This is a genomic window from Nocardioides sp. NPDC058538 (genome assembly GCF_042719275.1).
Classification (GTDB): domain Bacteria; phylum Actinomycetota; class Actinomycetes; order Propionibacteriales; family Nocardioidaceae; genus Nocardioides.
Genome location: NZ_JBHXNY010000042.1, coordinates 11698 through 31794 on the forward strand (window position 1 = coordinate 11698; position 20097 = coordinate 31794).

Below are 20097 nucleotides of genomic sequence, written 5' to 3' on the forward strand. Positions count from 1 at the left end.
CCCCTCCTTGGACGGGGTCCCGCATCCAAGCCGGTGGGCGCTGTATCACATCAACGTCTACGCGCGGTGGCTGATCCGGCGCCGCTTCGACGTCCGGCTGCACGAGACGGCCAACATCCCGGACACGGGTCCGGTGGTCTTCGCATCGAACCACGTCGGCATCATCGACGGCCCGCTGCTGGCGATCTTCACACCACGTCCGGTACATGCGCTGACCAAGTCGGAGATGTTCGAGCACTGGTTCTTCGGTCCGTTCCTGCGCTGGGCGGGCCAGATCCCGCTGTACCGGTTCGGCAGCGACCCGGCTGCGGTGAAGCTGGCGTTGCGGGTGCTGCGTGAGGGCAACGCGATGGGGATCTACCCCGAGGGCACCCGCGGCGCGGGCGACCTGGTGCGGTTCAACCGCGGAGCGGCCTATTTCGCCCTCGCCTCCGGCGCTGTCGTGGTGCCCGTGACGATGCTCGGCAGCCGCGAGCCGGGCGGTGGCATCTCGTCGTTGCCGCACAAGGGTGCGCGCATCGACATCGTCTATGGCGAGCCTTTCGCCGTCGAGCGCGTAGGCTGGCCGCGTACGAGGGAACAAGTCGGGCTTGTCTCGGGTTTGATCCAGAAGCACATGCAGGTCCAACAGGACCATGCCTTGGCGTTGACCGGTCGCGAACTGCCCGGTCCGCTACCTAGCGAGGAGAACAATGACTGACCCCGACGTTTCGTACGAGGACGTACGGAACTTGACCGAGACCGACGAGACCCCGACCGGCCCGCTGCCGGTGCTGGCGGTCGTCGGCCGCCCGAACGTCGGGAAGTCGACCCTGGTCAACCGAATCATCGGTCGTCGCGAGGCCGTCGTCCAAGACGTCCCCGGCGTGACCCGCGACCGCGTCTCCTACGACGCCGACTGGAACGGCAAGGCGTTCACGCTGGTCGACACCGGCGGCTGGGACCCCGACGCCCAGGGCCTGGCCGAGCGGATCGCCGCCCAGGCCGAGATCGCGGTCTCCCTGGCCGACGCCGTCCTCTTCGTGGTCGACGCGACCGTCGGCATCACCGACTCCGACGAGGCAGTCGTACGCATCCTGCGCAAGTCCGGCAAGCCGGTCGTCCTGGCGGCCAACAAGGTCGACGACATGCGCACCGAGGCCGAGGCCGCCGCGCTGTGGAACCTCGGGCTCGGTGAGCCCTGGCCGGTCTCCGCGCTGCACGGCCGCGGTTCGGGCGACATGCTCGACGCGATCCTCGCGGTGCTCCCCGACCCGCCGCCGCTTCCCGAGGGCACCGAGATCGGTGGCCCGCGTCGGATCGCGCTGGTCGGCAAGCCCAACGTCGGCAAGTCGAGCCTGCTGAACAAGCTGGCCAAGGAGGAGCGGGCGGTCGTCGACAACGTCGCCGGCACCACCGTCGACCCGGTCGACGAGCTGATCGAGCTCGGCGGCCGCGAGTGGCGCTTCATCGACACCGCCGGCATCCGCAAGCGGGTCAAGGAGGCCTCGGGCCACGAGTACTACGCCTCCCTGCGCACGACCACCGCCATCGACCGCGCCGAGGTGGCCGTGCTCGTCCTCGACGGTGGCGAGAAGATCTCCGAGCAGGACATCCGCATCCTGCAGACCGTCCGCGAGGCCGGCCGGGCGCTGGTGATCGCGTTCAACAAGTGGGACCTCGTCGACGAGGACCGTCGCTGGCAGCTCGACCGCGAGATCGAGCGCGATCTCGTCCAGGTGCAGTGGGCCCCGCGGATCAACGTCACCGCCCGAACCGGCTGGCACGTCGACCGCCTGGTCCCCGCTCTCGACAAGGCGCTCGAGGGCTGGGAGACGCGGATCGGCACCGGCGCGCTCAACTCGTTCCTGGGCCGCCTCGTGGCCGAGCACCCGCACCCGGTCCGGTCAGGCAAGCAGCCGAAGATCCTCTTCGGCACTCAGCCCTCGACCGCGCCGCCGACGTTCGTGCTGTTCACCAGCGGCAAGCTCGAGGCCTCCTACGAGCGCTTCATCGAGCGCCGCCTGCGTGAGGAGTTCGGCTTCGTCGGCACCCCGATCGTGCTCCAGCAGCGGGTTCGGGAGAAGCGCAAGCGCTAGTGGTCAGGCGGGGCGGGGGTCAGCTGACCGTCCGCCCCCGCCTGCACCCAGCCGTTGTTCGCGGCGTGCCAGCCGAGCTGCATCCGGGTCTCCACGCCGGCCAGGTCGAGCAGCGCCCGCACCCTGCGCTGCACGGTGCGCAGCGACGTACCGAGCTGTTTGGCGACGGCCTGGTCGGTGAGCCCGGCGAGCAGCAGCCCGAGGACCTGCGCGTCCTCGTCGTCGACCTGCTGTGCGACGTCGCCGGTGAGACCTGAGGTGCCCACCAGCATCGGTGTCGCCTGGTCCCACACGTTCTCGAAGAGGGCGATCAGTGCGTCGAGCAGGGTGCTCTCCCGGACCAGGAGCGCACCGACGACGTCGCCCGAGGAGGTCAGCGGCATCAGGGCGAGCCGCCGGTCCACGATGATGAGCTTGAGCGGCACCTGATCGGCGAACCGGACCTCCTCGCCCGCGTCGGTCGCCTCGATCGCCTCGTCGACCGTCACGTCGTGGCTCTCCAGCATGCTGCGTTCCACGACGACGCGGTAGAGCACCCCGCGCGCGACCGCCTTGTTCTCGGCGGAGTTCTCCTGGCTGGAGGTCACGATCACCGGTGGGCGGACGAACGCGTAGACGCGCTCGCGCGCGCCGAGCTGGACCTGCTCGAACCGGTGCCGGACGGCATCCTCGCCGTGGATGACGTCGACCACGTCCGTGGGGCCACGGCCGGCGGCGGCCACGCGATAGGCCTCGTCGAGCCGGCTGAGCTCGATCTCGGCATGCCGCACCTCGTCCTGCTGCCGGGCGAGCAGCGCGCCGAGCGCGATCGCGGGCGGTGCCGCGGCGAAGCGTCGCTCGTCGCCGGTGATCCGAGCGGCCAGGCCGTGCTCCTCGAGGCGGCGCAGCAGCAGATGAGCCTCTCCCGGGGAGGTGCCGAAGGCGCTGAGGGCAGCCGCGAACTCGGCGGCGGTGGCGGAGGGCATCGCGATGAGCTCGCCATAGGCGAGGGTCTCATCAGGGGTCAGACCGAGCACGTCGCCGAGCATGGCACTTCTGCGACAGACCGGGGGCGTTCCAGCTCTGACGGAGTCTCGCCATGCCGTAAAACCGCCACGACAACGCTCTTGTCGCCTGTCGCGCCCCATTGACAAGGTCCATCCCCATGAGACCCCCAACCACCTCCGGCCTCTCGGCCGCTACCAAGGCCGTCGCGGCAGCTGCTGCGGCGACCGCCCTGGTCGCGACCATGGCCACCAGCGCGCATGCGACCCCAGGCACCGACCCCACGCCTGAGGGCCCCCAGACCGATGCCGGCAGCACCACTGCCGGCACGGCACCACGTACGCCCGCCCTCGACGACGGACGGACCACGATCACCCTCGTGACCGGCGACGTCATCGACGTGACCGCGACCGACGACGGCGTCCTGACCCTCGGACTCGACCCCGCCGGCGCTGCCATCGAGACACAGCAGGTGGGCGACCACCTCTACGCCATCCCCACCGCTGCCAAGCCCTACCTGGCCGCGGGCACCCTCGATCGCCGGCTGTTCGACGTCACCGCGCTCCTCGAGATGCGCTACGACGACGAGACGGTGGACGCCACTCCGCTGATCCTGGAGCAGGCCTCGAGCCGCGCCAAGGCGGCGAAGCTGCCGGGCGCCGAGCGTACGCTCGACCTGCCGAGCATCGCCGCCGACGCCGTCGCGGTGAGCAAGAAGAAGTCGTCCGCGTTCTGGTCGGCTGTGGCCACCGACGGCGGGGCGTCCGCGCGCGCCGCGGGTGCGGCCGGGAAGCTCGGCGGCGGCGTCGAGAAGATCTGGCTCGACGGCAAGGCCGAGACCACCCTGGACCGCAGCACCGCGCAGATCGGTGCCCCCGAGGCGTGGGCCGCGGGTTTCGTGGGCAAGGGCGCGACCGTCGCGGTCCTTGACACCGGCATCGACGCCACCCACCCCGACGTCGCCGACCAGGTCGACGAGGCGCAGTCGTTCGTCCCGGGGGAGGAGGCCACCAGCGACGAGCACGGTCACGGCACGCACGTCGCCTCCACCGTCCTGGGCACCGGCTCGGCCAGCGAAGGTTCCTACAAGGGCGTCGCCCCCGGCGCCGACCTGCTGGTCGGCAAGGTCCTCGACAACGCCGGGTACGGTCAGGACTCCTGGATCATCGCCGGCATGGAGTGGGGTGCCGCGAACGCCGACATCGTCTCCATGAGCCTCGGCGACTCCAGCCTCAACGACGGCACCGACCCGATGGCGCAGGCGCTCAACGCGCTGAGCGAGCAGACCGGCGCCCTGTTCGTCGTCGCCGCCGGCAACAGCTACGCCGAAGGATCGCTCGGTAGCCCCGGCACCGCGGACGCCGCCCTGACAGTCGGTGCGGTGGACGACGGTGACGTACGCGCCGACTTCTCCAGCTACGGTCCGCGGGTCGGCGACCACGCGATCAAGCCCGACCTGACCGCCCCCGGCGTCGGTATCGTCGCGGCCCGCTCCCAGCAGGCATCCGGCGAGGGCTGGTACACCTCGATGAACGGCACCTCGATGGCCACCCCGCACGTCGCGGGAGCCGCCGCGATCCTGAAGGGCGCCCACCCCGACCTCACCGGCAAGCAGCTCAAGAACGCCCTGGTCTCCTCGGCCGCGGACATCGACGCACCGGCGTACGAGGTCGGCACCGGCCGTCTCGACGTGCCCGCCGCTCTCGACGGCGTGGACGGCTCCGGGGACGGGTTCCTCGGTTTCTACGGCTGGCCGCACGACGGCGACGAGCCCGTCAGCGAGACCATCACCTACACCAACTCCACCGACGCCGAGGTGAGGCTCGCGCTGAGCACCGACGTCGTCGGGCCCGACGGCAAGGCGAGCGGCCTCGTCTCGCTCTCCGCGGAGGAGGTCGTGGTCCCGGCGGGTGGAAGCGCCGAGGTCACGATCACGGCCGACGCCGATGACGCCGCCCTCACCGGTAAGTACAGCGGTGCCGTCGTCGCCACCTCCGGCGAGATGACCGTGCGCACCGCGACCGCGCTGGTCAAGGAGGAGGAGCGCTACGGCCTCGACATCACCGCGCTCGACCGGTCCGGCGAGCCCGCGACGGGCTACGTCGACTTCTACCGCTACGGCGACCAGTTCGTCAGCAGCCTGCCGATCGACCCGGCCACGGGCACGGTGCCGACCCAGCGTCTGCAGCCCGGCACGTACTCGGCCACGGCGTTCCTCGACGTCGCCGGCTCCCAGGGCCCCGGCTCGACCGGCGTCGCACTGGTCGGCGACCCGCAGGTCGTCGTCACCGACAAGGACCAGGCTCTCGTGCTCGACGCGCGCGAGGCGGACGAGCTCACCCTGAAGACGCCCAAGGACAGCGACGTCGCCTACCGCCGGTTCCAGTTCTTCAACGACTCCGGCATCGGCGGTCTCTACGCGACCTTCGGCGCCACCTACGCCGTCCCGGTCGACGTCGACTCGATCTACGCCGAGGCCACCGGCCCCGTCGACAGCGCCGAGTTCGACTTCGCCGTACGCTGGCGGGCCATCGAGCCGGCGCTCGACGTGACGGCGCGTAGCTCGCGGACGCTCGCGTTCGACCCGGTCTACCAGCTCGGCTCGACCAGCCTCGACGGTCGGGTCTCGCTGCGGGCCGTCGCGGCCGGCACGGGCACGTCCGCCGACTACGAGGACGTCGACGCCAAGGGTCGGGCCGTCCTCGTGACCAGGGACGACGCCGTCACCGCCGAGGAGCGGGAGGCCGCTGCGCAGGCTGCCGGTGCCGCGTTGCTGGTGGTCGTCAACGACCGTCCGGGCCCGCTGGTCGACTTCGTCACCCAGGAGGACCTGCCCGTGGTCTCGGTGCGCTCGACTCAGGGCGAGAAGCTCGTCGCTGCCGCCGCGAAGGGCAAGGTGACCCTGGAGGGCAAGGCCGTGGAGTTCCCGAACTACCTCTACGACATCTCCAAGAGCTGGCCCGGTGAGATCCCGGCCGAGCTCGCGCTGGCGCCGACCACCCGGCAGCTCGCCACCGTGGAGAGCCGCTACCACGACACCGGCGAGCGGCTCGCCGTCGACGACCGTGCCGACTGCCGTGACTACCAGTGGCCGCCGTGCCTCAGCGTCCGGGCGCTGCAGCCCACGGCGACCGACCGGACCGACTACGTCTCCACCTACGACGGCGTCACCTGGTACGAGAACGTGGCTCACGAAAGCAGCTGGGAGCAGCGGGGCGTGCGCCAGGCGTACGAGCCGCGCAGCACCACGGTACGCAACTGGTTCGCTCCGGTGACCGCGCCCCGAACCGGCGACGGCTACTGGGGTCCGCGACACAGTGGCGACTGGTTCCAGGTCAACGTCCCCGACGCCAGCGGGACGGCCGGTATCACCGGTGGGTTCCCGTGGGGCGAGACCCCGGTGACCTCACGTCTCTTCCAGGGCGACACGCTGGTGCGGGAGAGCATCAGTCACGCGGTTCAGACCGCTGTCCCCGTGGCCGAGGGTCCGCAGACGTACCGCTTCGAGATCGACACCGACGCGGCCGGCGACGCCCACCGGTACTCGACCAGCACCCGTACGTCTTGGACGTTTGTGGCCGACCAGGCCGACCCGGTCCCGTCCGGTGAGGCCGGTACACCCCTGCCCCTGCTGCAGCTCGACTACGACGTGGACACGGCGCTCGACGGCACGGTTCGTGCCGGTGCCGAGGTCCCGTTCGCGCTCGTGCCCTACACGGTGCCCGGTGCCGAGCGTGCCGGCGCGGTGAAGGCGGCGACGCTGGAGGTCAGCTACGACGGCGGGTCGACCTGGACGGCGGCCAAGCTGCGCAAGGACGGTGACCGGTGGGAGACGCGCCTGCGCATCCCCGCGCGCGGCGCCGACCTGGTCTCGTTGCGGGCCACCGCCCGCGACGACGCCGGCAACACGGTGACCCAGAAGGTCGTCTCGGCCTTCGGGGTCAAGCGCTAGCAGCCCACAAAGTTCAGGCCCGCAGGTCACCGGTGGTGACCTGCGGGCCTGACGTACGTCTTCGGACCGGGCTCAGGCGGCGGAGCCGTCCGCGGCGACCGACGGGGACTTGACCTCGAGACGCTCCAGCACGCCGTGGTAGAGCTTGGTCAGGGCGGCGACCTCCTCGGCGGTGAACGCGTCGAACATGACGCGGCGGATCAGACTCACGTGCTCGGGAGCGGCGGCCTCGATGGCCTCCAGCCCAGCCGCGGTGAGGTCGACGAAGGCGCCACGCCGGTCATCGAGGCACTCGCGGCGCTCCACGAGGCCGCGCGCGGCCATCCGCATCACCTGGCGCGAGAGCCGGCTCTTCTCCCACTGCAGCTTGTCACCGAGCTCGTACATCCGCAGCGAGCGGTCGGGGACGTCGGTCAGGTTCACCAGCACGTCGTAGTCGGCGAGGGAGAGGCCGTTCTTGGACTGGAGGTCGCGGTTCATCCGCGAGGTGAGCTGTGCGTTGACGGCGAGCCAGGCACGCCACGCCACCTGTTCGTCGTTACTGAGCCACTTGACCTCATCCATAAGGCACACCTTACCGAGTCGTAGCTTGCGCTTTCAGCACCGCCGCCCGCCTCTGGCAACTGTTGACGCAGAAACTAGACTGGATCCGAGACGTCTTGGCATGAGGAGAGCACGATGAGCATCGACATGGACTTCATCACGAAGGACCGTGAGCGGATCAAGAAGGAGTACCTCCACGAGGAGGGCCTCCGCCCGGCCAGCACGGCTCGCGGGATCCACCACACCGCGCTGCTCTCCTCGGACGTGCGCAGATCGATCGACTTCTACCAGGGGCTCCTGGAGTTCCCGCTGACCGAGATCTTCGAGAACCGCGACTACGCCGGCTCCGACCACTTCTTCTTCGACGTCGGGGCGGGCAACCTGCTGGCCTTCTTCACGCTTCCGGGGCTCGACCTGGGCCCGTACGCCGAAGTGCTCGGCGGGCTGCACCACATCGCGATCTCGGTGACGCCAGAGAACTGGGACTACCTGCGTGCCAAGCTCGACGTCGCGGGCGTCGACTACATGGTCGAGTCCAAGTCGTCGATCTACTTCAAGGGGCCCGACGGCGAGCGGCTCGAGCTCCTCGCCGACCCGCTGGGGGAGATGTACGGCACCAAGGTGCTCTGAGACCCAGGCACAGTCGGGACGGGTCGTCTCGGCCCGTCCCGGCCGCGCTCAGGGACGGTCGAACGGGTCCTCGGGCACCTCGAGCTCGAGCTGCTCGGCGTAGACCTGCTCCTCGGCCCGCCGGTCGGCCAGCCACGCCGTCAGTGCCACGACGACCAGCTGCGAGCGGGACTCCGCGGCCATCTCGTGGACCATGGCGTCCAGCACGTCGACGTTCGTCGCCAGCAGACGCAGGGGCATCGTGACGTAGGGGTCCTCGAGGCGCTTCGGCTGGGGGACGGTACGCATGAAGGTGCCGTCGGAGACGGGCCTGGTCTTCTCGCGCAGCGCTGCCTGGTGGGCACGCAGGAGGACCGTCAGCCGGGGGCGGGTCGCCGCGACGGCGTCGAGCATGACGTCGACCAGCGAGCGTGGGACCTCCTGGCTGTAGGTCTTCCACTGCGCCGCCAGGGATGCCGGCACGGAGAGGCTGATCGCCTGCACCGGCATGCCCTGGCGCCGCCCGGCGCCCTCCCGCTTCGATTTGGTGCGATGGGCAGGGGTGCCCTTGCGGGAGATCGGGTCGAGCTTGCTGGTTGGTGCTGCGTTGCCCGGGGCTGTGTTGTCAGCAAGGGGGAAGTCCGACACGGTGAGCTCCTGTGGTGGGTGTGATCCATGTGTCAGGAGTGATTGTGTCGGACAGCACCGACAGTTTCGTGAGGGCGGTGTCAGATCACCATGCTGAGCGCCAGCACGAACACCAGACCGGACACGGAGAGCACCGTCTCCATCAGCGACCAGGACTTGATCGTCTGGACGACGTCGAGGCCGAAGTACTCCTTGACCAGCCAGAACCCGGCGTCGTTGACGTGGGAGAAGAACACCGAGCCGGCACCGACGGCGAGCACGACGAGCGAGACCTCGGCGGCTGGCATGTTGGCGACCAGGTCGACCACAAGCGACGAGGCGGTGATCGTGGCGACGGTCGCGGAGCCGGTGGCGAGGCGGATGAGGACCGCGAGCACCCAGGCCAGCACGATCGCGGACACGCCGGAGCCCTGAGCCCAGTCGGCGAGCTGGGTGCCGATGCCGGTGTCGATGAGCGACTGCTTGAACCCGCCACCGGCGGCGACGATGAGCACGATGCCCGCGATCGGCGGCAGCGACATCTCGACGGTCTTGGCGATCTGGCGGCGGTCCATCCCGGACCCGCGGCCGAGTGTGAACATGGCGACGATGACCGCGATGGTCAGCGCGACGAGCGGGTAGCCGATCACGTCGAAGACCTGCTGGACATTGTTCTCAGGGTCGTTGATGACGATGTCGACGATCGCCTTGGCGAGCATCAGCACGAGCGGCAGCAGGACGCTGAACAGGGTGACGCCGAACGACGGGCGGCGGATGTCGGTGGCTGTGGCGGCTCCCGGGCCGCCCACCGGAGTGGCGTCGTAGGTGTGCGGAGCCTCGACGACGACCCACCGACCCGCGAGCCGGCCGAACAGCGGACCGCTGACGACGATGACCGGGATGGCGACCAGTACGCCGAGCGCGAGCGTCGTGCCCAGGTCGGCCTGGAGAGCGCCGATCGCGGCCAGCGGGCCCGGGTGCGGTGGCACCAGGCCGTGCATGGCCGAGAGGCCCGCGAGGGTGGGGATACCGACGGTGATCAGCGAGACCTGCGCACGGCGGGCGACCAGGTAGATGACCGGCATCAGCAGCACGAGGCCGATCTCGAAGAACATCGGCAGGCCGATGATGGCGCCCACGAGCGCCATCGCCCACGGCAGCGTACGAACCGAGGATCTGCCCACGATCGTGTCGACGATCTGGTCGGCGCCACCGGAGTCGGAGAGGAGCTTGGCGAACATCGCGCCCAGCGCGATCAGCAGGCCGACGCTGGTGGCGGTCGCGCCGAAGCCTTCACCGAAGGAGGTGATCACGTCCATCACGTTGCGTCCCGCCAGCACGCCGACCGCGACGCCGCCGAGCAGGAGCGCGAGGAAGGGGTGCAGCTTGGCGTAGGTGATGAGGACGACGATCAGGGCGATCGAGGCCAGTGCGGCGGCGAGGAGTACGCCGCCGGAGGCGACCGGTGCGACCGGCTCTGGCGCGGCGAGGAGGATCATGCCGCCACCTCCGTCGGGAGAGGTGAAGCATACGGACGCGGCGGCCTGAAGCCTATGGTCACTCGCTTGCGCTCGTTCATGCGGACTCCCTGGTCAGGTTCGAGGTCGGGTTCATGGTGGTGAGGTAGCGCTCGACGATCGCGTCGATGTCCTGGTCGATGTCGATGGTCGTGCCCTGCTCGTCGGGCTCGAGGGGCTCGAGGGTCGCGAACTGCGAGCGCAGCAGCGACGGCGGCATGAAGTGCCCCGCGCGGGCGGCAAGGCGTGCCTCGACCACCTCCGGGGTGCCGCTGAGATGGAGCAGCCGGAGTCCGTGGGCGCGGCTGTGGAGCAGATCGCGGTAGCTGCGCTTGAGCGCCGAGCAGCTCAGCACCGCGCCGGTGCGCTCGTGCTCGGCGAGCCAGCCGCCGAGCGTCTCCAGCCAGGGTTGCCGGTCGTGGTCGTTCAACGCGCGACCGGAGGCCATCTTCGCGATGTTCTCCGGCGGGTGGAAGTCGTCGGCGTCGGCGAAGGGGACCTGGAGGCGCTGCGCGATCGCAGCGCCGACGGTCGACTTGCCGGAGCCGGAGACGCCCATGACGACGAGGAGAGGGTTCTGTGTCACGCGTCACAGGGTGCATCAAAAGGCATCCGTTTGGCAAGGCGAGGTGTCATAACGGATTCTGATTACGTCGCGCTTGGATTGTGCGACGATGCGACTGTGACGAGTTCGAGTGGTGAGGCAGTACATCGACTGCACCAGAGCGTCCGTGACGCACTCGGGCGCCAGATCGTCTCGGCAGAGCTGCCGACCGGAGCCGTGCTGACGTTGGAGGGCATCCAGGCGACGTACGACGTGTCGCGCCCGGTCGCGCGGGAGGCAGTGCGTGTGCTCCAGGCCATGGGCCTGGTCGCCACCCGGCGCCGGGTCGGCATCACCGTCCTCCCGCGGCAGGAGTGGAACGTCTTCGACCCGCTCGTGATCCGCTGGCGACTCGACGGCGACGGCCGGCGACAGCAGCTGCTGTCGCTCTCCGAGCTGCGCCGCGGGTTCGAGCCGATCGCGGCCCGGCTCGCCGCCGAGCGGGCTGAGCCGGAACACCACGGCGACCTCGCTCGATCCGTCGCCGACATGGTCGTCCACGCCGCCGCCGGCGACCTGGAGGCCTACCTCGAGGCTGACACGACCTTCCACCGCGTCCTGCTCAACGCCTGCGGCAACGACATGCTCGCCGCCTTCGGTGACCTCGTCGCCGAGCTCCTCGCCGGACGTACGCACCACCATCTGATGCCCGACAAGCCGAACCCCACCGCCATCGAGCTGCACGAGAAGGTGGCGATCGCGGTACGCAACGGCGACCCGTCAGCCGCCGAGCAAGCCATGCGCGCCATCATCGACGAAGCCGCCGAAGCCCTCGCCTCCGCCGACGACCCGCCGGACGGGGATACCGATTGGTGAGCGCGTGAAGCCGTGCGGTAATGTTCGGATCGCTTCGAGCGGAGAAATCCACTCGCAGTTTCGGGCTGTGGCGCAGCTTGGTAGCGCACTTGACTGGGGGTCAAGGGGCCGCAGGTTCAAATCCTGTCAGCCCGACAGATTCGCCCCTGACCTGCATCGCAGGTCAGGGGCGTTTTTTGCACCTGTCTGCCAGGTTCACCACATTGCCTGTCGGCGTCGCCGTCGGCCCATTCTGGGCCCATCAGGTCGAAAGTGCGTCTCCAACGGCCGTCAAAGCCGATTGCGTGAGGCTCGAAGCGGGGACCGGAGGCGTCAGCGACCGGCCATTTGAGGCCGCTGAATCACCCGACGCGGGTGATGAGAGACAGCTCAGACGACTCTAGGCTTCCAGCGATCCACGACTGGAGGAGACGGAACCTGCGATGGGAATCTTGCGCGCACGACGAGACGACCCAGACGTGCGTCAGTTCCGGATGCGGCAGAAGCTGGCATCGATCGACGACGACTTCTGGATCGACGAGGACGACCAAGGTGGTGACCGTCCCTACCGCGTCAACGGCAAGGCGCCACGCGCCAAGAACACATCCGTGCTCGAGGGCGTCTCCGGAACGGTCGTCGCCCCCGAGTCGTTGACCGGCTGACTGCCGTGACGCTACGCGTGTCCGATTCGACGATGTCATGACTGAGGGTCGACAGAACGGCAAGAGGCTCCTCGGCCGGGTCGCCGGCGCGGTGACGGAAAGGGTCGTCGTCACCGTCGACCCCGATATCGTCCTGGAACACGTCGACCTCAACGCGCTGCTCAGCCGGGTGGACCTCGACGCTGTCCTGGCGCGGGTCGATATCGATGCGCTGCTCGCGCGGGTCGACCTCAACACGCTTCTCGCCGACGTAGATCTGGACGCCCTGTTGAGGAACGTCGACCTCGAAGCGCTCGTACGCCGCTCCGGCATCCCCGACATCGTCGCGGAGAGCACCTACTCGATGGCCGGTTCCGCCCTCGATCTCGCCCGGCGACAGCTGGTGGGGCTCGATGTCGTCGTCGACCGGATCGTAGACCGGCTGATGCGACGGAGCGAGGACGAGCGACTGGAAGGGCCGCCCAACCTGGTTGCGGCCCGACGAGGAGCGCCCGACCAGGGAACGGCAGCACGATGACCCGCCGGGTGCGCCGCTCGGTGTCCGGACACTATGCGGGTGCGATCAGCAGGGCAGCTGCTGCTGCCATCGACGGCTTTCTCATCGCAGGCCTCTACACGCTGGGCGTCGCCGGGTTCGGCTACCTGCTCGACATGTTCACGTCCGTCTCGCTCACCGGCGGCCGCTCGACCCTGCTCGGGATCGCTGGCTTCGCGATCTGGGCCTTCTCCTACGTCTTCATCAGCCTCGCCATCACCGGCCGGACGATCGGGAAGGGACTGGCCGGACTGCGCGTCGTCCGCGCCGACGGCGCTGCACCAGGGGTGCGCACCATGTTCGTCAGGACGCTGGTGTTTCCCCTCAGCGTGATCTTCTTCGGGATCGGTCTGCTCCTGATCGTGGTGCAGCGTGAACATCGTTCCTTCCACGACTTGATCGCCAGGACCTGTGTTGTCTATGACTGGGGGGATCGGAGCGCTGAGATGCCAGGACCACTCTCGGACTTCCTCAACCGCGCCGAATCGGACTCCCCGCAGCGCTGACGGCGACGCCCGCAGACTCAGGAGCCGTTCTGGCCGCTAAGGCGGACCTCGGACCAGTCGAGCCCGTCGAGATTGACGACGATCGCCTCCTGCGTGGTGCGGGCGATCACGACGACAGCCTCGGTGTCGATGTCGGGGTTCTCCTCGCGGTGAGGGACCCACGGCGGCACGAACACGTAGTCGCCGGGGCCGGTCTCCACGCGAGTCTCGACGGGCTCGTCCCCCTCGGTGTCGAGGAAGACGAAGACCGGGCTACCGGAGACGACGTAGATCGCGGTCTCGGAGGCGCCGTGGTGGTGGTTGGCCGAGGCGGTCGAGGCGGGGACGTGGGTCTGGCCCATCCACAGGTTCTTCGCGCCGACGGTCTTGCCGCTGACCGCCTCGAGGCGCCGCATCCCGGAGGTCTGCCCGGTCTGGTCGACCAGACCGGAGGGAGCCACGTGGTGGAGATGCCGGTGGAAGGCGTCGATCTCGGCGGGAACGAGGACGCCGCTCGGCGTGCGGATGTAGTCCCCCTCGGAGGACCCGGAAGGTACGTGAACGGCGGACATCGGGCTCCTTCGGCCAGGGTGAGGGCGGGTTCGTTGCCCGGCGGGGCGGGCCGTGGGCCTCACGGTCGAGATCGTAACTCCAGGCTGAGGAGGCGTTTGGTGGCTCGGGTCTGGGCGACGTACAGATCGCGCGGGCCGGCGTCGCCGGCGGCTCGTACGCCCGCAGAGTCGACGATGATCACGGTGTCGAACTCCAGCCCGCGAGCCTCGGGTGCGGCGACGATCGTGGCGCCTGCCCTGTGCACCTCCAGAGCCGGCGAGCGCTCGGTGGTGGCGATGACTCCGATCAGCTCGCCCGGGTGCTCGTCGGCGATCGCGGTGATCAGGGTGCTCAGCGTGGAGTGGAGACTCTCCTCGGTCACCTCGACGATGCGTGGCTGCTCGCCGTGGCGGATTGATCTGGAGAGCCGCTGATCGGGGGCGATCTCGGCCAGGAGCGGTTCGGTCGCGAACAGGATCTCGGTCGTCGTACGGTAGTTGACCGTCAGTCTGTGGTGAGCGAACCGCTCACCGACGAACGGCTCCAGGGCTTCGTCCCAGGTCCGAAGAGTGGTCGAGGGGCCCGCCTGGGCGAGATCGCCGACGACCGTCATCGACCGGTTCGGGCAGCGGCGCATCAGCGCGCGCCACTGCATCTCGGAGAGCTGCTGCGCCTCGTCCACCACGATGTGGCCGTAGGTCGTCTCCGGGGCCCCGTCCACGAGGGCGCGGGCCTCGTCCAGGAGGGCGAGGTCTGCGTCGCTCCACCCGTCGCCACGGTCGACGCCGAGGTCGTTCAGCAGGTCGCGGACGAGATCGTCGGCGACGAGCCGGGGCCAGACCTGGGTGATCGCTCTATCGATGGACGGGTCGCCGAGGAGATCGTCGCGGATGCTGTCCCAGTCGATGTCCAGATCATCCGGGGAGTGATCGTTGCCCGTGAAGCGGTCGAGATCGATGCCCAGGTGCGCCTCCAGCTCCTCCTCGAAGTCGGAGATCTCCTTCGCGGTACGCCGATCCAGCTCGTTGACCAGGCGGCCTGGGTAAAGACAACGTTGATCTTTTGCCGGATCCGTGGCCTCTGACCGAGTTTCAGTACCCGGTGCCTCGCTTGACCTGCGCCCGCTCGGACGGATGGGCGCCGCCCTTCTCGTCCAGGGTCGCGCAGGCGTCGGCGAGGTCGCGGGTGAGCCGCTCGACCTGCTCGCGACTCATCGTCTCCTTGACCAGCGCGCGCATGATCTTCACGTTCTCGGCGTTGGGCGGCAGCGTGTACGCCGGCACCATCCAGCCGCGCTCGGCCGAGAGCTGCCAGGCGATGTCGGACTCGTCGTAGGTCGTGCGGTCGCCGGTGAGGCGGAACGCCACGAGCGGGAGCTGCTCGAGGTCGTCGCCGATCACCTCGAACCGGCCGCTGTCGCGGAGGTTCTTCGCCAGCGCCTTGGCGTTCTGCTGCATCTGCTTCATCACGTACGTGTAGCCGTCGCGACCCAGCCTGACGAAGTTGTAGTACTGCGCCAGCACCATCGCCGCGCCCGTCGAGAAGTTCAGGGTGAACGTCGCGTCGGTCTTGCCGAGGTAGTTCTCGTAGAACACCAGCTCCTCGGCGAGGTCGGACTTCTCGCGGAACACCAGCCAGCCGATGCCGGGGTAGACGAGCCCGTACTTGTGTCCGGAGACGTTGATCGAGCGGACCTGCTCGAGGCGGAAGTCCCACGGGGAGTCGGGGTAGAGGAACGGCCACACGAAGCCACCGCTGGCCGCGTCGACGTGCAGCGGGATGTCGAGACCCTTGTCCTTCTTGACGTCGAGCAGCAGCTGGTTGATCCCGACGACGTCGTCCATGTGCCCGGTGAACGTCGTGCCAAGGACGGCGACCACGCCGATGGTGTTCTCGTCGAGGTGGGGCGCCACGTCATCGGGGCCGATGGTGTATCTCTTCTCCTCGAGCGGGACGATCCGCGGCTCGACGTCGAAGTACCGGCAGAACTTCTCCCATACGACGTGGACGTCGCCGCCGAACACCAGGTTGGGCCGGTCCACCGAGGCGTTCGCGGCCTGCCTGCGCTGCTTCCACTTCCACTTCAGGGACAGGGCGCCGAGCATGATCGCCTCGGACGAGCCCTGGGTGCGACAGCCGGTCGTCTCGCCGGGGGCGTGGTAGAGGTCGGCGAGCATCCGTACGCAGCGCTGCTCGATCTCGGCGGAGATGGGGTACTCCGCGTGGTCGATGAAGTTGCGGTGCAGGTTCTCCGCGATGATCCGCTGCGCCTCCGGCTCCATCCACGTGGTCACGAACGTCGCGAGGTTGCGTTGCGGGTCACCTTCCATGACCAGGTCCTCGCCGATCAGGCGCATCGCTTCGACGGGGCGCATTCCGGTCTCGGGGAAGGCGGTCGACGGGGCCGCCTCCGTCAGGAACCGGTTGCCGTAGAGCCCCTCGGCCTCTGTGTCACTGAGTCGTGTCATTGCTGAATCACCGTTCTTGTCGGAGTGGGTGTGTCGAATGCCTGGATGACTCCGCCGACCGCGAAGCACGCTGCTCCGGCGAACGTCCCCCAGTTGACGAGGCCGGTATCGATCGCGCTCGAGGTCGCCGGGCGGGTGAAGGCGGCGATGCCGGCGAGGAAGAAGAGGACCGACCCGAGCTGGTTGACCGCGACGACCCACCAGCCGACCAGGTGGGCCAGCACCCGTACGTGCCCCGCGCCCACGTCGAGCATCGCCAGGTGACCCGAGACCAGGAAGCAGACACAGCCGGTCATGTCGGGGAGCCAGATCCAGCCGTCGGACTGACGCGGGGTCAGGCCTGCGACGAAGGCGGCGATCAGGCTGATGGCGAAGAACAGTGTCCCCACGAACAGCACGAAGGCGCTCCGCCAGCTGCGTGGGCGCAGCCTGAAGCTCCACCAGCGCATGCGCTGGTCGTTGTCGGAGTTGTCGGCATCGTCGGCGAGCAGGATCGAGACGTAGCCACCGAGCGTGAAGAAGCCGCCCCCGACCAGGTACGTGAGGTTGACGGTGGGCAGGCTGGTCACTCCGAGCTGAGCGAGAGCTGCCCCCAGGGCGAACAACGAGCCACCGAGAACGAAGGCGACGGCGGCGACGAGGTTGAGCCGGGTCGACCGACGCGTCAGTACCTGGTCCATCGCGGCGGCCACCCTCCCTCTCCCTACACACCGTCATCCTCGACGGGCCAGGTCGTGGCGTCCTCATCCGGTCCGGGTGAAATCCATCTGCACCGGCTGCCGGAAAACGCTGTGGCTCAGACCACGCCGTTCTCGAAGGCGAAGGCCGTGGCGGCGGTCCGGGAACGGACGTCGAGCTTGGTGAAGATGTTGGAGAGATGACGGGCGACGGTCTTCTCGCTGAGGACCAGGTCGGCGGCGATCTGGGCGTTGCTGCGGCCGGAGGCGACCAGGCGGAGGACCTCGGCCTCCCGGGCGGTGAGGCCGCCGGGCAGAGACGCGGGGGCGAGCAGACCGTCGGCCTCGTCGGCGGCAGGCCGGGCGCCGATCTGTCGGAAGACCGTACGCGCCGCCTCGAGCTCACGCCGAGACGACTCGGTGTCGCCGACGCCGGCCAGTGCGCGCCCGGTCAGCAGTCGAGCCTGGCTCCGCTCGTAGGTGGCCTCGGCCCGAGCCCACAGCTGCTGGGCCTTGCGCAGGTAGGGGAGGGCACCGGCGGGGTCTCCCGCAGCGATCTCGACCGCGCCGTGCGCGTGCGCGGCGGCGGCTTCGAGCCAGACGCAGCCGAAGTGTCCTGCGAGCCCGTCCAGCTCGTCCGCGACCTGCCGGGCCCGGTCGGCCTCGCCGGCACCTAGCAGCACCTCGACGGAGGCAGGCAAGAGCCGGCATCGCTGCACGGGACCATCGGTCCCCACCAGCAGCCGCTCGACGGCGGTGAGCGCCGCCGCGCGCTGGCCGCGAGCAGACCAGAGCAGCGCGAGGCCGGGCTGCGGGTCGAACCCCCGGTCGGCCGCGCGCTCGTAGGCGGCGTCCGCCTCGGCATGGTCACCCCGCAGCCGGAGCACCTCGCCGGCCTCGTACGCCGCGAGCCCGGCCGCATCAGGTGCGTGCACCTCCTGGTAGCGGCGGATCGCGTGCTCGAACTCCTCCAGGGCCTGCTGCCACTCGCCGTGCAGCCGCAGCAGCTGGCCGCGGTGGACCGCGCACTGGCCGGTGAACGTCAACAGGCCGGGCTGGGCGGCGCACCAGCGTTCGAGGGCCGCGGTCCACTCCGCCACCCGGCCGAAGTCGCTGATCTCCTGGCAGCCCTCGATCGCGGTGCAGTAGACGTGCCCGGCCACGACGGGGGAGGCCTCGCCCGCGATCACCCGGATCATGGACTCGTCGAGCAGGGCGAGGCCTTCGGCGACCCGGCCGGAGTAGAGCGCCATCCGGCCCTGGGAGCAGAGCCCCAGCGCGGTGAGGTCGGGTTCGCCGTAGCGCCGGCCGCGCTCGGCGACCTTGTCGGCGAATCCGCCGGCCGCGGCGAAGTCGCCGGCGCTCAGCGCCCGGAACATCCGCAGGAAGTCGACCCAGCCGAGCTCGACACCGTCGTCCACGTCCGCGACGAGGCTCTCCGCCCGTGAGGTCCAGCCGCGGGCCAGGGCACTCTCCCCGTGCACGTGGGCGGTCATCGTGATCCGGAAAGCGCAGCGGACCGAGCGGCCGAGGTCGGCGGCGTCCTGACTGATGCGGAAGGCCCGGTGCAGGGCGGCGACCGTGTCGTCGTGGTGTCCGGTCAGCTCGGCGGCGACGGCGAAGTCCTCGAGCTCCTCGGCCGAGAGCACCTCCGGGTCGGCCCCCGACCAGGCTGCGTACGCCGCGCCCCAGTCACCGCGGCCGAAGTCGGCGCGGGCGCTCTCCAGCAGGACGTCGGCCACAGCAGGCACCTCCACTGGAGAGCGTACTCGGATCAGGCGGCCAGCGAGTGGGGTGCGGACTGCCGCATCCGGGCCGTGACCCGGTCGGCGACCAGGGCAGCGTCGCGTCCCGCGCCCGCCAGGAGCATCGAGCTGAAGGCGTACTGGAAGCTGAGACCGCAGAAGAACAGCCCGTCGGCCTCCGCCACCACGCCGCGCATCTCCCGCGGCCAGCCGTCCTCGTCGAGGACCGGCAGGTGGATCCAGTCGAAGGCTTGCCGGAAGCCGGTGGCCCACAGGACGTTGGCGACCTCGCGCGGAGCACCGTCGATCACGGGCAGCCCGTCGCGGACCTCCTCGACCCTCGAGGTGACCCGCTCGACGCCTCGGTCGGCGAGGTCGGAGCGCTTCACCCGCAGCATCGGCCCGCCGTGACGCCGGACCTCCGGCATCTCCTTGCGGCCGATCGGCGTACGCCGGGTGATGACGTGGCGCCACGCGAAGAGCAGCACGGGGAAGATCACGTGCATCACCGGCGACTCCAGGCGCGGCGGGATCTCGCCACAGTCGCGGCCGGCCAGGATCGTCGGCCGGGACTCGGCGACCTCGAAGGCGATGTCGCAGCCCGAGTGGCTGGCGCCGACCACGAGCACCGGGCCCTCGCGCAGCTGCCCGGGCCGGCGGTACTCGCTGGAGTGGAGCTGCAGGATCGCCGGGTCGAGCTGCGCCGAGATGGCCGGGACGTTCGGCGTACGGCCGAAGGAACCGGTCGCGACCACGACGTTGTCGCAGGTCCAGGTGCCGCGGTCCGTCGTCACCCGGAAGCCGTCTGCGTCCCGCTCGAGCCCGCTGACTCGGGTCTCGAGCCGCACCTGCAGCTCGAAGGTGCGGGCGTACGTCTCCAGGTAGTCGGCGACGTCGTCCTTCCCGGGGAACGACCACCGCTTCGCCGGGAACGCCATGCCCGGCAGGGAGTCGTACTTGGCAGGGGAGTAGAGCCGGAGCGAGTCCCACTGGCGCCGCCAGTTGTCGCCGACCCGAGCGTTCGCGTCGATGATCACGAACGGGCGACCGCGGCGGCGCAGGTGGTAGCCGGTCGCCAGGCCCGCTTGGCCGGCACCGATGATGATCGTCTCGATGTGTGTGGTGTCCATGCTGATGACGCTAGGTCCGCGCCTCGCCGCTCCGCGTCGGTCGTACGGCGCATTCGCCTGCGGTGGGTAGTGGGTCGATCTACCCATGGGCGCCGCTGCCTCGATTCCGCGCACGGAGCGCTGAGTTGGGGCGA

Annotated in this window: 20 protein-coding genes and 1 tRNA gene; 10 read left to right on the plus strand and 11 right to left on the minus strand. The window is 69.6% G+C overall.

Going from position 1 to position 20097, the window contains the following annotated elements; translation table 11 throughout:
• Positions 1-7 precede the first annotated feature (7 nt).
• Positions 8-700, plus strand: coding sequence for a lysophospholipid acyltransferase family protein (locus ACFWQC_RS25065; RefSeq protein WP_378684460.1), 693 nt, complete (start codon positions 8-10; stop codon positions 698-700).
• On the plus strand, positions 693-2078 hold the full coding sequence (gene der / locus ACFWQC_RS25070; RefSeq protein WP_355017255.1) for a ribosome biogenesis GTPase Der: 1386 nt from the start codon (positions 693-695) through the stop codon (positions 2076-2078). Before ACFWQC_RS25065 ends, der begins: the two co-directional genes overlap by 8 nt.
• Here der and ACFWQC_RS25075 read toward each other — a convergent pair.
• Positions 2075-3106: a helix-turn-helix domain-containing protein gene (locus ACFWQC_RS25075; RefSeq protein ID WP_378684464.1), complete on the minus strand. Its 1032-nt coding sequence runs from the start codon at positions 3104-3106 to the stop codon at positions 2075-2077. The genes der and ACFWQC_RS25075 overlap by 4 nt on opposite strands.
• Before the next feature lie 116 nt (positions 3107-3222).
• On the opposite strand from ACFWQC_RS25075, the gene ACFWQC_RS25080 reads away from it, so the two are divergent.
• A complete protein-coding gene (locus ACFWQC_RS25080; RefSeq protein ID WP_378684466.1) occupies positions 3223-7014 on the plus strand; it encodes a S8 family serine peptidase in 3792 nt (1263 codons plus the stop codon).
• A 72-nt stretch (positions 7015-7086) separates the two neighbouring features.
• On the opposite strand, the gene ACFWQC_RS25085 is transcribed toward ACFWQC_RS25080, so the two are convergent.
• Positions 7087-7578, minus strand: coding sequence for a MarR family winged helix-turn-helix transcriptional regulator (locus ACFWQC_RS25085; RefSeq protein ID WP_378684469.1), 492 nt, complete (start codon positions 7576-7578; stop codon positions 7087-7089).
• A 114-nt stretch (positions 7579-7692) separates the two neighbouring features.
• On the opposite strand from ACFWQC_RS25085, the gene ACFWQC_RS25090 reads away from it, so the two are divergent.
• Complete coding sequence (locus tag ACFWQC_RS25090; RefSeq protein ID WP_378684472.1) at positions 7693-8187, plus strand: VOC family protein; 495 nt, start codon at positions 7693-7695, stop codon at positions 8185-8187.
• Between the two features lie 48 nt (positions 8188-8235).
• Here ACFWQC_RS25090 and ACFWQC_RS25095 read toward each other — a convergent pair whose 3' ends face one another.
• The 3 genes from ACFWQC_RS25095 to ACFWQC_RS25105 all read right to left on the minus strand — a co-directional run bounded on the left by ACFWQC_RS25095 (position 8236) and on the right by ACFWQC_RS25105 (position 10869).
• Positions 8236-8814: a hypothetical protein gene (locus ACFWQC_RS25095; RefSeq protein WP_378684475.1), complete on the minus strand. Its 579-nt coding sequence runs from the start codon at positions 8812-8814 to the stop codon at positions 8236-8238.
• Positions 8815-8894: 80 nt separating this feature from the next.
• Complete coding sequence (locus ACFWQC_RS25100) at positions 8895-10292, minus strand: GntP family permease (RefSeq protein WP_378684478.1); 1398 nt, start codon at positions 10290-10292, stop codon at positions 8895-8897.
• A gap of 76 nt (positions 10293-10368) precedes the next feature.
• The gene (locus ACFWQC_RS25105; protein WP_378684544.1) at positions 10369-10869 is read right to left on the minus strand and encodes a gluconokinase; all 501 of its coding nucleotides are present in this window, start codon (positions 10867-10869) and stop codon (positions 10369-10371) included.
• A 123-nt stretch (positions 10870-10992) separates the two neighbouring features.
• Here ACFWQC_RS25105 and ACFWQC_RS25110 point away from each other — a divergent pair, with 123 nt between their 5' ends.
• The 5 genes from ACFWQC_RS25110 (at position 10993) to ACFWQC_RS25130 (ending at position 13412) form a co-directional block, all read left to right on the plus strand.
• Entirely contained in the window at positions 10993-11730 is a 738-nt protein-coding gene (locus ACFWQC_RS25110; protein WP_378684481.1) for a FadR/GntR family transcriptional regulator, read from the plus strand.
• 61 nt (positions 11731-11791) lie between these two features.
• Positions 11792-11865: transfer RNA gene (locus ACFWQC_RS25115), tRNA-Pro, on the plus strand.
• A 323-nt stretch (positions 11866-12188) separates the two neighbouring features.
• The gene (locus ACFWQC_RS25120; protein ID WP_378684484.1) at positions 12189-12371 is read left to right on the plus strand and encodes a hypothetical protein; all 183 of its coding nucleotides are present in this window, start codon (positions 12189-12191) and stop codon (positions 12369-12371) included.
• Between the two features lie 37 nt (positions 12372-12408).
• Entirely contained in the window at positions 12409-12888 is a 480-nt protein-coding gene (locus ACFWQC_RS25125; RefSeq protein ID WP_378684487.1) for a hypothetical protein, read from the plus strand.
• Positions 12885-13412: an RDD family protein gene (locus ACFWQC_RS25130; protein ID WP_378684490.1), complete on the plus strand. Its 528-nt coding sequence runs from the start codon at positions 12885-12887 to the stop codon at positions 13410-13412. The genes ACFWQC_RS25125 and ACFWQC_RS25130 overlap by 4 nt, the downstream gene beginning before the upstream one ends.
• Positions 13413-13429: 17 nt before the next feature.
• Here ACFWQC_RS25130 and ACFWQC_RS25135 read toward each other — a convergent pair whose 3' ends face one another.
• Entirely contained in the window at positions 13430-13963 is a 534-nt protein-coding gene (locus tag ACFWQC_RS25135) for a cupin domain-containing protein (protein WP_378684492.1), read from the minus strand.
• A gap of 59 nt (positions 13964-14022) precedes the next feature.
• Positions 14023-14664 (minus strand): hypothetical protein, encoded by a 642-nt coding sequence (locus ACFWQC_RS25140; RefSeq protein WP_378684495.1) that lies wholly within the window; start codon positions 14662-14664, stop codon positions 14023-14025.
• 204 nt (positions 14665-14868) lie between these two features.
• On the opposite strand from ACFWQC_RS25140, the gene ACFWQC_RS25145 reads away from it, so the two are divergent.
• Positions 14869-15027 (plus strand): hypothetical protein, encoded by a 159-nt coding sequence (locus ACFWQC_RS25145; RefSeq protein ID WP_378684498.1) that lies wholly within the window; start codon positions 14869-14871, stop codon positions 15025-15027.
• Between the two features lie 7 nt (positions 15028-15034).
• Here ACFWQC_RS25145 and ACFWQC_RS25150 read toward each other — a convergent pair whose 3' ends face one another.
• The 4 genes from ACFWQC_RS25150 to ACFWQC_RS25165 form a co-directional block, all read right to left on the minus strand.
• Complete coding sequence (locus ACFWQC_RS25150) at positions 15035-16411, minus strand: glutamate decarboxylase (RefSeq protein WP_378684501.1); 1377 nt, start codon at positions 16409-16411, stop codon at positions 15035-15037.
• Positions 16408-17091 (minus strand): hypothetical protein, encoded by a 684-nt coding sequence (locus tag ACFWQC_RS25155; RefSeq protein WP_378684504.1) that lies wholly within the window; start codon positions 17089-17091, stop codon positions 16408-16410. The genes ACFWQC_RS25150 and ACFWQC_RS25155 overlap by 4 nt, the downstream gene beginning before the upstream one ends.
• A gap of 116 nt (positions 17092-17207) precedes the next feature.
• Entirely contained in the window at positions 17208-18830 is a 1623-nt protein-coding gene (locus tag ACFWQC_RS25160) for a LuxR C-terminal-related transcriptional regulator (RefSeq protein WP_378684507.1), read from the minus strand.
• 32 nt (positions 18831-18862) lie between these two features.
• Complete coding sequence (locus tag ACFWQC_RS25165) at positions 18863-19963, minus strand: flavin-containing monooxygenase (RefSeq protein ID WP_378684510.1); 1101 nt, start codon at positions 19961-19963, stop codon at positions 18863-18865.
• Positions 19964-20097: the final 134 nt, after the last annotated feature.